The following is a 14526-nucleotide window of genomic DNA, read 5'->3' as shown; positions in this document are numbered from 1 at the left end:
ATGCTGCAGATCAAGCCCATTCTCGCCGCGCTCAAGCGGCACAAGGCCGGCACCGTGCTGATCGCGCTGCAGATCGCGCTGACCCTGGCGATCGTGTGCAACGCGCTGTTCATCATCCGCCAGCGTACCGAGCACCTCTCGCGGCCCACCGGCATGACCGAGACGAACCTGCTCACCGTCGCCAACCGCTGGGTCGGCGCCGACGACAAGGCCACGCCGTCGCTGGGCAAGACCGACCTGGAAACGCTGCGGCGCATGCCCGGCGTGGTCGACGCCACCATGAGCAACTCCTATCCGCTGCGCGGCGGCGGCTGGTCGACCAGCGTCAACATCACGCCCGAGGCGAAGAAGGAGATGGCGCATACGACGCTGTACTTCTCCGACGACCACGCGCTCAGGACGATGGGGCTCAAGCTCGTGGCCGGGCGCAACTTCCAGCCCAGCGAGATCGATTGGGTCGACGCCAAGGAATTCCAGACCACGCCGGTGGTGATCGTCAGCAAGCCGCTGGCCGACAAGTTGTTCCCCAAGGGCGATGCGCTGGGCAAGCCGATCTACCACTCCGGCCATACCGAGCCGAGCACGATCGTCGGCATCGTGGAACGGCTGCAGGTGCCCTGGACCGGCAACTGGGCGGGTACTTTCGCCGAAAATTCGATCCTCATTCCGCGCCTGCTGACCGGCAACTTCGGCAGCTACCTGGTGCGCACGCAGCCTGGGCAACTGGAGCGCCTGACCAAGGCGGTGCCGGCGTTGCTGTTCAAGACCAATCGCATGCGCGTGATCCCCGAGGAGCGTGGCGTGCGCACCTTTGCCCAGGTGCGCGACGAGGCCTACAAGAGCGATCGCGGCATGGCCATCCTGATGGGCGTGGTCTGCGCGGTGCTGTTGGCGATCACCGCCGCGGGCATCGTCGGCCTGACCAGCTTCTGGGTGGGCCAGCGGCGCAAGCAGATCGGCGTGCGCCGTGCTTTGGGCGCGACCAAGCACGACATCCTTTCCTACTTCCTCACCGAGAACCTGCTGATCGGCGCCGGCGGCGTGGTCGTGGGCGCCGGACTGGCGATCGGCATGAACCTCTGGCTGGTGAGCCATTTCGAGATGGAGCGGCTGTCGCTGCTGTACGTGGCGGTCGGCGTGATCGCGCTGCTGGCGCTGGGGCAGGGCGCCGTGCTGGCGCCGGCGATGAAGGCCTCGCGCGTGCCACCGGTGGAGGCGACGCGCTCGGTTTAGCACTTTTAGCTCCCTCTCCCCTTTTGGGGAGAGGGTTGGGGTGAGGGGCGGGGCTCGCCCGGCACTCCATCGAAGGCGGGATTGAATTTTTGGGCAGGCGTGGATGTTTGCGCTTCGTCCGGCCCTCACCCAGCCCTTTCCCCGAAGGGGAGAGGGAGCAGACATGGGAACCCTGGATGTTCGGTTACTACTTCCAACTCGGCATGCGCAGCCTGCGCCGCAACCCGGTACTCACCGGGCTCATGGTCGTCGCGATCGGCTTCGGCGTGGCCGCCTCGATGATCACCTGGTCGGTGTTCCGGGTGGTCTCGGGCAATCCCATTCCGGAAAAGTCCTCGCAGCTGTACACCGCGCTGATCGACAACCGCGGCCCGCAGTACAACAACAAGGGCGAGCCGCCGGAGGCGCTGAACTACACCGATGCCAACGCGCTGATCCGCGCGCACAAGGCGCCGCGCCAGACCCTGTTCTACCAGGTGTCGCTGGCGGTGCTGCCCGAGGGCAACCGCAGCCTGCCGCTGAAGGCGATCGGCTACGCCACCAACGCCGACTTCTTCGGCATGTTCGACGTGCCCTTCCAGTACGGCTCGGCCTGGTCGGCGCAGGAGGACACGCAGCGCGCCGGCGTGGTGGTGCTCAGCCACGAGTTCAACCAGCAGGTGTTCGGCGGCGCCGACAGCGTGGGCAGGGACATCGACCTCAGCGGACATACCTACCGCGTCGTCGGCGTCACCCGGCACTGGGATCCCAAACCGCGCTACTTCGACCTGTTCGACGGCTCCGCCTTCGACGAGCCGGCGCAGATCTACATCCCGTTCAACCGCGCCGACGACCTGAAGATCGACACGGCCGGGCGCAACAACTGCGGCGGCGCGCCGAACACGGGCGTGGGCGAAGGCCGCGAAGGCTGGCTGCGCGGCGAGTGCTCGTGGATCCCGGTATGGGTGCAACTGGACACGCCGGCGCAGGTCTCCGCCTACCGCAGTTACCTGGAAGGCTACGCCGCCGAGCAGCAGCGTGCGGGCCGTTTCAACTGGGCGCCGAACGTGCGCCTGCGCGACGTCACCGACTGGCTGGACTTCGAGGACGTGGTGCCGCCGGAAAGCCGTATCTCGCTGATCGTGGCGGCCGGTTTCTTCGTGATCTGCCTGGTCAACACCATCGGCCTGCTGCTGGCCAAGTTCATGCGCCGCAGTGCGGAGATCGGCGTGCGCCGCGCGCTGGGTGCGCCGCGCGGGGAGATCTACCGCCAGTTCCTGATCGAGGCAGGCACCGTCGGCGCCGCCGGCGGCGTGCTCGGCCTGCTGCTCACCGCGGTCGGCGTCGGCGGGGTCGGACTGCTGTTCTCGCCGCAGATCGCCCAGCTCGCGCACGTGGACCTGTCGCTGATGCTGCTGACCCTGGCGCTGGCGATCCTGGCCACGGTGGCCGCCGCGCTCTATCCCACCTGGCGCGCCGCGAAGGTGCAGCCGGCCTGGCAACTGAAATCCAACTGACGGGGCCACCATGCACATCGGACCCATCCTCGTTGCGCTGCGCCGGCACAAGGCCGGCACCGTCCTCATCGCACTGCAGATCGCGCTGACCTTGGCGATCGTGTGCAACGCGCTGTTCATCATCCAGCAGCGGCTGGTGCGGGTGGACCGCCCCAGCGGCGTGCAGGAGTCGGACCTGTTCGTGATCCAGAACGACTGGCCGGAGAAGCTCTCCCCGCAGGACGCCGACGCGCGCATGCGCGCCGACCTGCAGGCGCTGCGCCAGCTTCCGGGCGTGCAGGACGCCTATGCGTCGAACAGCTTCCCGCTGCGCGGCTCGGGCTGGGACAACTTCGTGCGGTTGACGCCCGAGCAGGTCAAGATGACCACCGACACGGCGATCTTCTTCGCCGACGGGCACACGCTGGCGACGCTCGGCGCGCGGCTCATCGCCGGGCGGAACTTCCGTCCGGAGGAGATCGGCAGCCAGGGTGGCACCGATCCGCTGCACGCGGGGCAGATCATCATCAGCAAGGGGCTGGCGCAGATCCTGTTTCCGGGCGGTTCGGCGCTGGGCAAGACGATCTACGTCTCCAACGACGGCAGGCCCTCGACCGTGATCGGCATCACCGACACCCTGCAGGCGCACATGACCGGCCTGTGGGCGCAGGCGTATGCCTACAACGCGGTGCTGGTGCCGGCGCGGCTGACCGGGGACAGCACGTTCTACCTGGTGCGCTCGCGGCCTGGCCAGCTCGCCGACGCCATGCGCGAGGCCAAGGCGGCGCTGTACGCGCAGAGCCCGATGCGGATCATCCCGCCGGACGACGGCGTCATGACCTTCGCGCAGGTGCGCCGGCGCGCCTACGACGGCGACTACGGCATGGCCATCCTGATGGGCATCATCAGCGCAGTGCTGCTGGTGATCACCGCCGCGGGCATCGTCGGCCTGACCAGCTTCTGGGTCGGTCAGCGGCGCAAGCAGATCGGCGTGCGCCGCGCGCTGGGCGCACGCCAGCGCGACATCCTTTCCTACTTCCTCACCGAGAACCTGCTGATCACCCTCGGCGGCGTGCTGCTGGGCGTGGTGCTGGCGGTGTCGATGAACCTGTGGTTGGTGCTGCGACTGGGTTCGCAGCCGATGTCGCCGCTGTACCTGGCGGCCGGCGTGCTGCTGCTCCTGCTGCTGGGGCAGGGCGCGGTGCTGGCGCCGGCGTTGAAGGCCTCGCGCGTGCCGCCGGTGGAGGCCACGCGCAGCGTGTGAATTTTTGGACCCTCTTCCGTCGGGGAAGAGGCGAGCGGATCACGGAGCCCGGGATGTTCAACTACTACCTGCAACTGGCCTTGCGCAGCCTCAGGCGAAGCCCGGGCCTGACCGTGCTGATGGTGCTGGCGATCGGCTTCGGCGTGGCCGCGTCGATGACCACCTACTCGGTGTTCCGCGCGGTATCGGGCGATCCGATCCCGTGGAAGTCCTCCAAGCTGTTCGTGCCGCAGATCGACATGTGGGGCCCGAAGGGGCGCAGCGACAACGGCGAGCCGCCCGATGCGATGGACTACACCGACGCGATGGCCCTGCAGCGTGCGCACCGCGCCAAGCTGCAGTCGGCCATGTACCAGGTGTCGCCGTCGGTGGTGCCGACCGGCGCCGGCAAGCACCCGATCAACGTCAGCGGCCACGCGGTCTACAGCGAGTTCTTCCCGATGGTCGATGCGCCGTTCCGCTACGGCGGCGCCTGGGATGCGGGTGCCGACCGCCAGCGCGCGGCGGTGGTGGTGATCAGCAGCAAGCTCAACGAGAAACTGTTCGGCGGCATCGACAGCGTCGGCCGGTCGGTCAGCATCGAGGGCAGGGACTACCGCGTGGTCGGCGTGCTGGACAACTGGAACCCGCAGCCGCGCTTCTACGACGTGGTCAACACCGGCGGCTTCAACAGCAGCGACGAGGACGTGTTCCTGCCGTTCGAACGCGCCATCGACGTGGGCATGCCCAACAACGGCAACACCAACTGCAGCGAGATACCGGCCGAATCGGGCTTCGTCGGCCTGCAACGCTCCAGCTGCGTGTGGATCGCCTACATGGTCGAACTGGACGACGCGGCCGCGGTGAGCGCCTATCGGCAGTACCTGGACGGCTATGCACGCGACCAGCAGCAGGCCGGGCGCTTCGGCTGGGCGCCGAACAACCGGCTGCGCAACCTGCCCGAATGGCTGGATTCGGAAAAGGTGGTGCCCAGCGACACCAAGGTCTCGCTGCTGGTCGCGCTGGGTTTGCTGATCGTGTGCCTGGTCAACACCGCCGGCCTGCTGCTGGCCAAGTTCCTGCGCCGCAGCAGCGAGATCGGCGTGCGCCGCGCGCTGGGTGCGCAGCGCGCGGCCATCTACGCCCAGTTCCTGACCGAGGCCGGGATCATCGGCCTGGCCGGCGGCGTGCTGGGGCTGCTGCTGACCGGCGTGGGCGTGGCCAGCGTGAGCTGGGTGCTGCCCAAGGACATCGCCGCGCTGGCCCGGCTGGACGTGCCGCTGCTCGCGCTGACCCTGCTGGTGGCGACGGTGGCGACGCTGCTGGCCGGCCTCTATCCCACGTTCCGGGCCTCGCGGGTGCAACCCGCCTGGCAGCTGAAGAGCAATTGAGGACACGCCGATGACCCTGCATCCCATGATCGCGGCATTGCGCAAGCACAAGGCGGGCGTGGTGCTGATCTCGCTGCAGATCGCGCTGACCCTGGCGATCGTCTGCAACGCCATCTTCATCATCGGCGAGCGCGTGCAGCGGGTGAACCGCCCCACCGGCCTGGACGAGAGCAACCTGATGCTGGTCACCCAGCAATGGGTCGGTGCACCCAGCGGCGACCAGCCCGGCGACACCGACAAACTGGACAGCCTGCTGCAGGCCGACCTGGCTGCGCTGCGCGCGATGCCCGACGTCGCCTCGGTCGTGCCGATCAACTCGCTGCCGCTGCTCAACTCGTCGTGGAACGGCTCGGCCGCGCTCAAGCCGGGCACCGACCTGCGCGGGGGCAACGCGCGCACCACCTATTACTTCGGCGACGAGCACATGCTCAAGACGCTCGGCCTGAAGCTGGTGGCCGGCCGCGCGTTCACCGCCGCGGACGTGCAGCACCGCGGCTTCCGCGACCAGGGCGAGCCGCCCATCGCGATCGTCACCCAGGCGCTGGCCAACAAGCTGTTCCCGCAGGGCGCGGTCGGCAAGGTGATGTACCTGGACGGCTCCAACACGCCGACCACCATCATCGGCGTGGTCGAGCGCCTGCAGGTGCCCGGCACCGGCAGCTGGACCAACAGCTTCGTCTGGAACGCAACGCTGGAGCCGATCCGGCTGAACGCGAATTTCTCACGCTATGCGATCCGCACCAAGCCCGGCCGGCTGCAGGCGGTGATGAAGGCGGTCACGCCCGTGCTGTACGGCGTCAATCCGATGCGCGTGCTCGACGACGACAGCGTCAAGTCGTTCGCCGACATCCGCGCGGAGGCCTACCGCGCCGACGTCGGCATGGCGGTGCTGATGGGCGTGGTGTGCCTGATCCTGATCGGCGTGACCGCCGCCGGCATCGTCGGGCTGACCAGCTTCTGGGTCGGCCAGCGCCATCGCCAGATCGGCGTGCGCCGCGCGCTGGGCGCGCGCAAGGCCGACATCCTGCACTACTTCCAGGCCGAGAACCTGCTGATCGCGGGCATCGGCGCGGTGATCGGCGTGCTGCTGGCGATCGGCCTGAACCTGTGGCTGATGCACCACTACGAGATGGACCGGCTGCCGGTGCTCTATGTCATCACCGGCGTGGCGGCCGTGCTGATGCTGGGCCAGGCGGCGGTGTTCGCGCCGGCGCGGCGCGCGTCGAACGTGCCGCCGGTAGTGGCGACACGGAGCGTTTGATCGGGACCCTCTCCCGCCGGGAGAGGAAACAGGAGCAACCTGGGGAGCTGCCGACGGCATGTTCGCGTACTACCTCCAGCTGGCATGGCGAAGCCTCGGCCGCAACCGCGTGCTCACCACGCTGATGGTGCTCGCGCTGGCGCTGGGCATCGGCGCGTGCATCACCACGCTGACCGTGCTGCGGCTGCTCTCGGGCGACCCGCTGCCGGGCCGCAGCGCGCAGCTTTACTACCCGCAGGTCGATCCCTACCCGAAGGACGGCTACGTCCCCGGCCAGAGCAGGCCGCAGGAAAACCTCACCTGGGTCGACGCGAACAACCTGTTCGACGCCCACCGCGCGCCGCGCCAGGCGCTGGTCGCGCTGGGTTCGGCGAAGATCCAGCCGCGCGACGCGGGCGGACGGCCGTTCTTCGGCGACGCGGTCATGGCCACCGCGGACTTCCTGCCGATGGTCGGCGCGCCGTTCCGCTACGGCAGCGCCTGGAGCGCCGATGACGACGCGGCTGGCGCGCGGGTGGTGGTGATCGCCGACTTCCTCAACCAGAAGCTGTTCGGCGGAGCCGACAGCGTGGGGCGCACGCTGCGCCTCAACGGCCACGATTTCCGCGTGGTCGGCGTGCTCGGCCACTTCTCCCCGCAGCCGCGCTTCTACGCGATCAACCTGGGGCGCAGCTACGGCGAGGGCGATGGGGTCTTCCTGCCCCTGCGCACCGCGCGCGCCACCGACATGGCGCCCACCAACATCAGTTGCTGGGAAGCGGCCGACATCGAACACCTGGAGACGTCGCCCTGCATGTGGCTGGGGCTGTGGGTGGAGCTCCCCAACGCCACCGCGGTGGCGGACTACCGGCGCTTCCTCGACGGCTACGTGCGCGAGCAGATCGCGCAGGGCCGCTTCCATCGCACCGACACGGCGCTGCCGGACCTCATGCAATGGCTGCGCATCGAGCAGGTGGTGCCGGACGACGCGCGGCTGCAGGCGGGGCTCGCCTTCGGCTTCCTGCTGATCTGCGTGACCAACACGATCGGCCTGCTGCTGGCCAAGTGCCTGCGCCGCTCGCGCGAGATCGGGGTGCGGCGCGCCCTGGGCGCGACGCGCGGGGCGATCTTCGGCCAGTTCATGGTGGAGGCGGCGATCGTCGGCCTGGCCGGCGGCCTGCTCGGGCTGGTGTTCGCCGAGTTCGGCCTGTGGGGCATCCGCCACCAGCCGGCCGAGTACGCCAGCCTGGCCCGGCTGGATCTGACGATGTTCGCTTTCACGTTCGTCGTCGCGCTGGCGTCGGCGCTGGTCGCCGGGTTGCTGCCGGCATGGCGCGCCTGCGTGGTGGCGCCCGCGCCGCAACTGAAGAGCGCCTGAGCCATGGAAATCGGACCCATCCTCGCCAGCCTTCGCAAGCACCGCATTCCGGCGCTGCTGATCGTGCTGGAAATTGCGCTCGCCTGCGCCGTGTTGTGCAACGCCGTGTTCATGATCAGCGCGCGCGCCGGCGAAATCCGCCTGCCCGACGCGATCGACGAGCAGGGCCTGAGCGTGGTCATCCTCACCGGCGCCGATCCGGACCGCGCATCGAGCGAGATCCCCCGCAACCTGGATGCGCTGCGCCGCATTCCGGGCGTACAGGCGGCGGCCGTGCTCAACACCATGCCGCTGTCGGGCAACGGCTGGAACGTCAACTTCACCACCCGGGCGGACATGAAGCCGACCGACAAGGGCAGCATCAACTCCAACATCTACCTGATGAGCGAGGGCGGCGACCGCGCGCTGGGCCTGCGCCTGAAGCAGGGGCGCATGTTCGGCAGCGATGACTACGCCAACGCCACGATGGGCGCGACCTTCGCGCCGGAGACGCACGTGGCGATCGTCAGCGAGCGCCTGGCCAGCCGGTTGTGGCCCGGCGAATCGGCGCTCGGCCGCAGGATGTACGTGGATCAGTACTGGTACCAGGTGGTGGGCGTGGTGGCGGACGTGCTTCGCCCGACCAAGGCCGGCGCGGGCCTGCCCGGGATCTACGACACGGTGTTCTTCCCGATGCAGCCGACCGACGCGCTCAGCTACTACGTGCTGCGCAGCGCGCCGGCCGACCGCGAGCGCGTCGCGCGGCAGGCCGAGGACACGCTGGCCCGGCTCGATCCCGGCGCCGTGGCCGAGGGCAAGGTCTTCGTCGACATGCGCAGCGATTTCTTCTCCGGCGCGGCGAGCATGGTCTGGATGCTGGTGCTGGTGTGCGTGGTGATGCTGGCGGTGACCGCCTTCGGCATCGTCGGCCTGACCAGCTTCTGGGTGGCGCAGCGGCGCCGGCAGATCGGCATCCGCCGCGCCGTGGGCGCGCGCCGCGGGCACATCCTCAGCTACTTCCGCACCGAGAACTTCCTGCTCAGCGCCGCCGGCGTGGCGCTGGGCATGGTGCTCGCCTTCGGCATCAACCTTTACCTGATGCAGCACTACGAAGTGGCGCGCATGCCCTGGTACTACCTGCCAGGCGGCGCGATCGCGCTGTGGCTGCTGGGGCAGGCGGCGGTGTTCGGGCCGGCCTGGCGCGCCGCCGCGGTGCCGCCGGTGGAAGCCACGCGCTCGGCCTGAGGAAGCCATGCTCGCCTACTACGTCCAGCTTGCCCTCCGCAGCCTCGGCCGCAACAAGGCGCTCACCGCGCTGATGGTGCTGGCCGTGGCGCTGGGCATCGGCGCGAGCATGACCACGCTGACCGTGTTCCACGTGCTCTCCGGCGACCCGCTGCCGGGCCGCAGCACACAGCTCTACTACCCGCAGGTCGATCCGCGCGACAGCGGCGGGCAGATGCCTGGCAAGGACCCGCCGCAGCAGGTAACCCTCATCGACGGCCGCAATCTGCTGCAGGCCCGGCGTGCGCAACGCCAGGCGCTGATGCTGGGGGGCTCGGTGCCGGTGCAGCCGGACGTGGCGGCGATCGACCCGTTCTACGTGGAAGCGCGCTACACCACGGCGGATTTCTTCCCGATGTTCGAAGTGCCGTTCCGCTACGGCCACGGCTGGAATGCCGCCGACGACGAGGCGAAGGCGCGCGAGGTGGTGATCGGGCCCGCGCTCAACCACCGCCTGTTCGGCGGCGGGAACAGTGTGGGCCGCGAACTGCGCCTGGCGGGCACCAGCTACCGCATCGTCGGCGTGCTGCGGGACTGGCGGCCGGTGCCGCACTTCTACGACCTCAACGTGGGCGCCTATGCGCCGGCCGAGGAGGTGTTCCTGCCGCTGGAGACTGCGCTGGAGCTGCGCCTGAGCCACAACGGATCGACCGACTGCTGGGGCAACGGCAACGGCGGCGTGGGTTCGACCCTGCCGTCGGACAGTTGCGTGTGGCTGCAGTTCTGGGTGCAACTGGACGACAGCGCGAAGGTGGCCGCCTACCGCGATTTCCTCGTGCACTACTCGCAGGAGCAGCGCGCGTTGGGACGCTTCGCGCGCGCGCCGAACGTACGCCTGCCGAGCCTCATGCAGTGGCTGGACTACAACCAGGTGGTGCCCGACGACGTGCGCCTGCAGACCGGACTGGCGTTCGGCTTCCTGCTGGTGTGCCTGGTCAACACGGTCGGCCTGATGCTGGCCAAGTTCATGCGCCGCGCCGGCGAACTGGGCGTGCGCCGCGCGCTGGGCGCGTCGCGGCGGGCGGTATTCGAGCAGTTGCTGATCGAGTCCGGGGTGATCGGCCTGGTCGGCGGCGTCGGCGGCCTGCTGCTGGCGCTGCTCGGGCTGTGGGTGGTGCGCCAGCGTGCGGAGAGCTACGCCGGCCTGGCGCAACTGGATCCGTCGATGCTGCTGGCGACCTTCCTGCTGGCCGTCGGCGCGACGCTGGTGGCCGGGCTGCTGCCGGCCTGGCGCGCCTGCCAGGTGGCGCCCGCGCTGCAATTGAAGAGCAACTGACGATGAGCATGGACATCGGCCCCATCGTCTCGACCCTGCGCCGGCACCGCACCACGGCCTGGTTGCTGGTGCTGGAGATCGCGCTGACCTGCGCCATCGTCTGCAACGCGGTGTTCCTGATCGGCCAGCGGCTCGAGCGGGTCAACATGCCCAGTGGCGTGGCCGAGCACGAACTGGTGCAGATCCAGCTCGGCGACCTGGCCGCCGGCGAGGACCGCTATGCGCGGGCGCAGGAGGACGTTGCCCTGCTGCACCAGGTGCCTGGTGTCGAGTCGGTGGCGATCACCAACCAGGTGCCGTTCGGCGGTTCCTCCTCCAACAGCGGCCTGCGCACCGATCCGGCGCAGCGCCAACCGATCGTCGTCGCGTCGACCTACTTCGGCGAGAACCTGCCGCAGACGCTGGGCACGCGCCTGGTGGCCGGCCGCGAGCTCGTGCCGGAGGACTACGTCAACGCGGACGCGGCGGTCGAGGCGTTGAACGAAGGCCGCAGCAAGGGCCTGCCGACGGTGACGGTGGTCACCCGCGAGCTTGGCGCGCGGCTGTGGCCCGGCCAGGATCCGCTCGGCCGCACCGTCTACCTGACCGACACGGTCGGCCTGCGCGTGGTCGGCGTGCTCGACACGCTGGTGCGGCCCAACGCCTACCGCGACGCCACCGCGCAGTACGCGATGATCGTGCCGCTGATCATGGGCACCGACAAGGACGAGAGCTACCTGCTGCGCACCCGTCCGCAGGACCGCCAGCGCGTGCTGGCGGCGGCCGCGGCCGCGTTGCGCAAGTTCGACCCGCAGCGCGTGGTGACGCACACGCGCACCTTCGACGAGATCCGCCGGGAGTTCTTCCGCAGCGACCGCGAGATGGCCGGCACGCTGCTGGGCGTGTGCATCGCGCTGCTCACGGTGACTGCACTGGGCATCGTCGGGCTGGCCAGCTTCTGGGTCTCGCAGCGTCGCCGCACGATCGGCGTGCGGCGTGCGCTGGGCGCCACCCGCGGCGACATCCTGCGCTACTTCCAGACCGAGAACTTCCTGCTCGCCACCGCCGGCATCGTGCTGGGCATGGCGCTGGCGTACGGGCTCAACCTGTTCCTGATGATGCATTACGAACTGCCGCGCCTGCCGTTCGGCTACCTGCCGGCGGGTGCGCTGGCGCTGTGGCTGCTCGGACAACTGGCGGTGCTCGGTCCGGCGCTGCGCGCCGCCGAGGTGCCGCCGGTGGTGGCGACACGAAGTGCGTGAGCCGGCTCGCGCTTCTGCTCCCTCTCCCCCATCCCCTCTTGAAAATGGGGGAGAGGGCTGGGGTGAGGGGTCGGGCTCGCGGGAAACTTGGCTTTTGATGAAGGCAAGGCAATGAAAGCGACGGAAGCAACCTTTCACGCATGGCGGCACATCGCGCTCCGCCCGGCCCCTCACCCCAACCCTCTCCCCGGAGGGGAGAGGGAGCAGAGGCGCAGGCTAAACCCGAAGGAACACGCCTGATGTTCACCTACTACCTCGACCTGGCCCTGCGCAGCCTCAAGCGCAACAAGGCGCTCACCGCGCTGATGGTGCTGGCCATCGCGCTGGGCATCGGCGCGTGCATGACCACGCTCACCGTGCTGCACGTGCTCTCCGGCGACCCGCTGCCGGGCAAGAGCGCGCAGCTCTACTACCCGCAGCTCGATCCGCAGGACATGGACGGCTACCGGCCGGAGGACGATCCGCCGGCGCAGGTCACCTGGATCGACGGCATGAACCTGCTGCACGCCAGGCGGGCGGACCGCCAGGCGCTGATGACCGGCGGCGCCGTGCCGATCCAGCCGGCGCAGTCGGCGATCGATCCGTTCTTCGAGAACGCGCGCTACACCACCGCCGACTTTTTCCCGATGTTCGACGTGCCGATGCTCTACGGGCGCCCCTGGAGCGAGGCGGACGACGAAGGCAGCGCGCGCGTGGCGGTGATCTCGCGCAAGCTCAATGACAAGCTGTTCCAGGGCAAGGACAGCACCGGCCAGACACTGCGCATGAACGACGTGGCGTTTCGCATCGTCGGCGTGCTCGACCAGTGGCGCATGACGCCGCACTTCTACGACCTCAACAACGGCAGCTATTCCGAGGACGAGGGCGTGTACGTGCCGCTGACCACGGCCAAGGACCTAAAGCTCGCCCGCAACGGCTCGACCGATTGCTGGGGCAAGGGTTCCGACCCCGACCACATGGACACCGCGCCATGCGTGTGGCTGCAGTTCTGGGTGCAACTGGACACGCCGGCCAAGGCTGCCGCCTACAAGACCTTCCTAGTCCACTACTCGCAGGAACAGAAGACGCTGGGCCGCTTCCAGCGCCCGCCCAACGTGCGCCTGAACGACGTGATGGGCTGGCTGGACTACAACAAGGTGGTGCCCGGCGACGTGCGGTTGCAGGCGTGGCTGGCGCTCGGCTTCCTGCTGGTGTGCCTGGTCAACACGGTGGGCCTGATGCTGGCCAAGTTCCTGCGCCGCAGCGCGGAGCTGGGCGTGCGCCGCGCGCTGGGCGCCTCGCGCCGCGAGGTGTTCATGCAACTGCTGGTCGAGTCGGGCGTGATCGGGCTGACCGGCGGCGTCGCCGGCCTGCTGCTGGCGCTGCTCGGCCTGTGGCTGGTGCGCAAGCAGCCCTCCGACTACGCCGCGCTCGCCCACCTGGACCTGTCGATGCTGGCCGCCACCTTCCTGCTGGCGGTGGGCGCCACGCTGCTGGCCGGCCTGCTGCCCGCCTGGCGCGCCTGCCAGGTCACTCCCGCCCTGCAACTGAAGAGCAATTGACATGGACATCCTGCCGATTCTTTCGACGTTGCGCCGCCACAAGATCACCGCGCTGCTGGTGGTGCTGGAGATCGCGCTGACCTGCGCCATCGTCTGCAACGCCGTGTTCCTGATCAGCCAGCGGCTGGAACGCATGAAAATGTTCAGCGGCGTGGCCGAGCACGAACTGGTGCAGGTGCAGGCCTACGGCATCGGCAAGAGCACCGATGCCAGGGCGCACGCCCAGGAAGACCTCGCGGCGCTGCGCCAGATCCCGGGCGTGAAGTCGGTGGCGCTGGTCAACGAGGTGCCGTTCACCAACAGCTCGTGGAACACCAGCATCAAGCTCGACCCGGACCAGAAGCTGCCCACCCTCAACGCCACCCAGTACTTCGGCGAGAACATCGTTTCGACCTTCGGGGCGAAGCTGGTCGAGGGCCGGGATTTCAACCCGGACGAGTACCTTGAGTTCCGCCAGGTCCAGCGCGACGAGAAGCTGCAGAAGAAGCTCGCCGGCATCGTCATCACCCGCGGCCTCGGCCAGAAGCTCTGGCCAGGCCAGAGCGCGCTCGGCAAGACGATCTACCTGGGCGACACGTCGGTGCGGGTGATCGGCGTGGTGGAGGGCCTGATCCGCCCGTCGCTGTTCAACGGCGACGACACGGCGCAATGGTCGATGGTGTTCCCGCTGCGCATGGACACCGACAACGCCAGCCGCTTCGTGCTGCGCACCGCGCCGCAGGACCGCGACCGCGTGCTGGCCGCGGCCGCCGTCACGCTGCGCAAGAACGATCCGCACCGGATCATCCTGGAGAAGAAGACGCTGGACGACATCCGCGCCGAGTTCTTCCAGGACGACCGCGCCATGGCCGGCCTGCTCGCCGGCGTGTGCATCGCGCTGCTGGTGGTGACTGCGCTGGGCATCGTCGGCCTGGGCAGCTTCTGGGTCGCGCAGCGGCGGCGGACCATCGGCGTGCGCCGCGCGCTCGGCGCGACTCGCCGCAACATCCTCAACTACTTCCAGACGGAGAACTTCCTGCTGGCGACGATCGGCATCGCGCTGGGCATGGTGCTGGCCTACGGCATCAACCTGTTCCTGATGCTGCACTACGAACTGCCGCGGCTGCCGGCCTATTACTTCCCGGTCGGCGCGATCGCGCTGTGGCTGATCGGGCAGGTGGCGGTGCTCGGCCCGGCCCTGCGCGCCGCTGCCGTGCCGCCCGTGGTGGCGACGCGCTCGGTATGAATCTTTATCCCTCTCCTGGA

General features: G+C 69.0%; 11 protein-coding genes. All 11 read left to right on the top strand.

Translation table 11 applies throughout. The features are described 5' to 3' along the window. On the top strand, positions 1-1233 hold the full coding sequence (locus AAIL17_RS03015; RefSeq protein ID WP_424681334.1) for an ABC transporter permease: 1233 nt from the start codon (positions 1-3) through the stop codon (positions 1231-1233). 176 nt (positions 1234-1409) lie between these two features. After that, positions 1410-2729 carry an ABC transporter permease gene (locus AAIL17_RS03010; protein ID WP_424681333.1) on the top strand — a complete coding sequence of 440 codons (1320 nt, stop codon included), beginning with the start codon at positions 1410-1412 and terminating at the stop codon, positions 2727-2729. Positions 2730-2739: 10 nt separating this feature from the next. After that, positions 2740-3972, top strand: coding sequence for an ABC transporter permease (locus AAIL17_RS03005; RefSeq protein ID WP_424681332.1), 1233 nt, complete (start codon positions 2740-2742; stop codon positions 3970-3972). A 53-nt stretch (positions 3973-4025) separates the two neighbouring features. Then, positions 4026-5342, top strand: coding sequence for an ABC transporter permease (locus AAIL17_RS03000; RefSeq protein WP_424681331.1), 1317 nt, complete (start codon positions 4026-4028; stop codon positions 5340-5342). 10 nt (positions 5343-5352) lie between these two features. Continuing rightward, positions 5353-6603, top strand: coding sequence for an ABC transporter permease (locus AAIL17_RS02995; protein ID WP_424681330.1), 1251 nt, complete (start codon positions 5353-5355; stop codon positions 6601-6603). 58 nt (positions 6604-6661) lie between these two features. Continuing rightward, on the top strand, positions 6662-7960 hold the full coding sequence (locus tag AAIL17_RS02990; RefSeq protein ID WP_424681329.1) for an ABC transporter permease: 1299 nt from the start codon (positions 6662-6664) through the stop codon (positions 7958-7960). A 3-nt stretch (positions 7961-7963) separates the two neighbouring features. Next, entirely contained in the window at positions 7964-9184 is a 1221-nt protein-coding gene (locus tag AAIL17_RS02985; RefSeq protein ID WP_424681328.1) for an ABC transporter permease, read from the top strand. A gap of 7 nt (positions 9185-9191) precedes the next feature. Further along, positions 9192-10499 carry an ABC transporter permease gene (locus AAIL17_RS02980; RefSeq protein ID WP_424681327.1) on the top strand — a complete coding sequence of 436 codons (1308 nt, stop codon included), beginning with the start codon at positions 9192-9194 and terminating at the stop codon, positions 10497-10499. A gap of 8 nt (positions 10500-10507) precedes the next feature. Then, positions 10508-11740: an ABC transporter permease gene (locus AAIL17_RS02975; protein WP_424681418.1), complete on the top strand. Its 1233-nt coding sequence runs from the start codon at positions 10508-10510 to the stop codon at positions 11738-11740. 239 nt (positions 11741-11979) lie between these two features. Then, on the top strand, positions 11980-13281 hold the full coding sequence (locus tag AAIL17_RS02970) for an ABC transporter permease (RefSeq protein WP_424681326.1): 1302 nt from the start codon (positions 11980-11982) through the stop codon (positions 13279-13281). Position 13282: 1 nt separating this feature from the next. Beyond that, a complete protein-coding gene (locus AAIL17_RS02965; RefSeq protein WP_424681325.1) occupies positions 13283-14506 on the top strand; it encodes an ABC transporter permease in 1224 nt (407 codons plus the stop codon). Positions 14507-14526: the final 20 nt, after the last annotated feature.

Origin of the sequence: Frateuria sp. YIM B11624 (assembly GCF_049727805.1) — a bacterium.
In the GTDB taxonomy this organism is placed as follows: Bacteria; Pseudomonadota; Gammaproteobacteria; order Xanthomonadales; family Rhodanobacteraceae; genus Frateuria_A.
Note: the sequence above shows the minus strand (reverse complement) of the source record. Positions and strands in the feature narration are given on the sequence as shown.

Bases quoted from the DNA above. Each gene is read 5' to 3' on its own strand.
- AAIL17_RS02995 (WP_424681330.1), top strand. From the start codon at position 5,353: ATGACCCTGCATCCCATGATCGCGGCATTGCGCAAGCACAAGGCGGGC.
- AAIL17_RS03005 (WP_424681332.1), top strand. From the start codon at position 2,740: ATGCACATCGGACCCATCCTCGTTGCGCTGCGCCGGCACAAGGCCGGC.
- AAIL17_RS02975 (WP_424681418.1), top strand. From the start codon at position 10,508: ATGGACATCGGCCCCATCGTCTCGACCCTGCGCCGGCACCGCACCACG.
- AAIL17_RS02980 (WP_424681327.1), top strand. From the start codon at position 9,192: ATGCTCGCCTACTACGTCCAGCTTGCCCTCCGCAGCCTCGGCCGCAAC.
- AAIL17_RS02990 (WP_424681329.1), top strand. From the start codon at position 6,662: ATGTTCGCGTACTACCTCCAGCTGGCATGGCGAAGCCTCGGCCGCAAC.
- AAIL17_RS02970 (WP_424681326.1), top strand. From the start codon at position 11,980: ATGTTCACCTACTACCTCGACCTGGCCCTGCGCAGCCTCAAGCGCAAC.
- AAIL17_RS03015 (WP_424681334.1), top strand. From the start codon at position 1: ATGCTGCAGATCAAGCCCATTCTCGCCGCGCTCAAGCGGCACAAGGCC.
- AAIL17_RS02985 (WP_424681328.1), top strand. From the start codon at position 7,964: ATGGAAATCGGACCCATCCTCGCCAGCCTTCGCAAGCACCGCATTCCG.
- AAIL17_RS02965 (WP_424681325.1), top strand. From the start codon at position 13,283: ATGGACATCCTGCCGATTCTTTCGACGTTGCGCCGCCACAAGATCACC.
- AAIL17_RS03010 (WP_424681333.1), top strand. From the start codon at position 1,410: ATGTTCGGTTACTACTTCCAACTCGGCATGCGCAGCCTGCGCCGCAAC.
- AAIL17_RS03000 (WP_424681331.1), top strand. From the start codon at position 4,026: ATGTTCAACTACTACCTGCAACTGGCCTTGCGCAGCCTCAGGCGAAGC.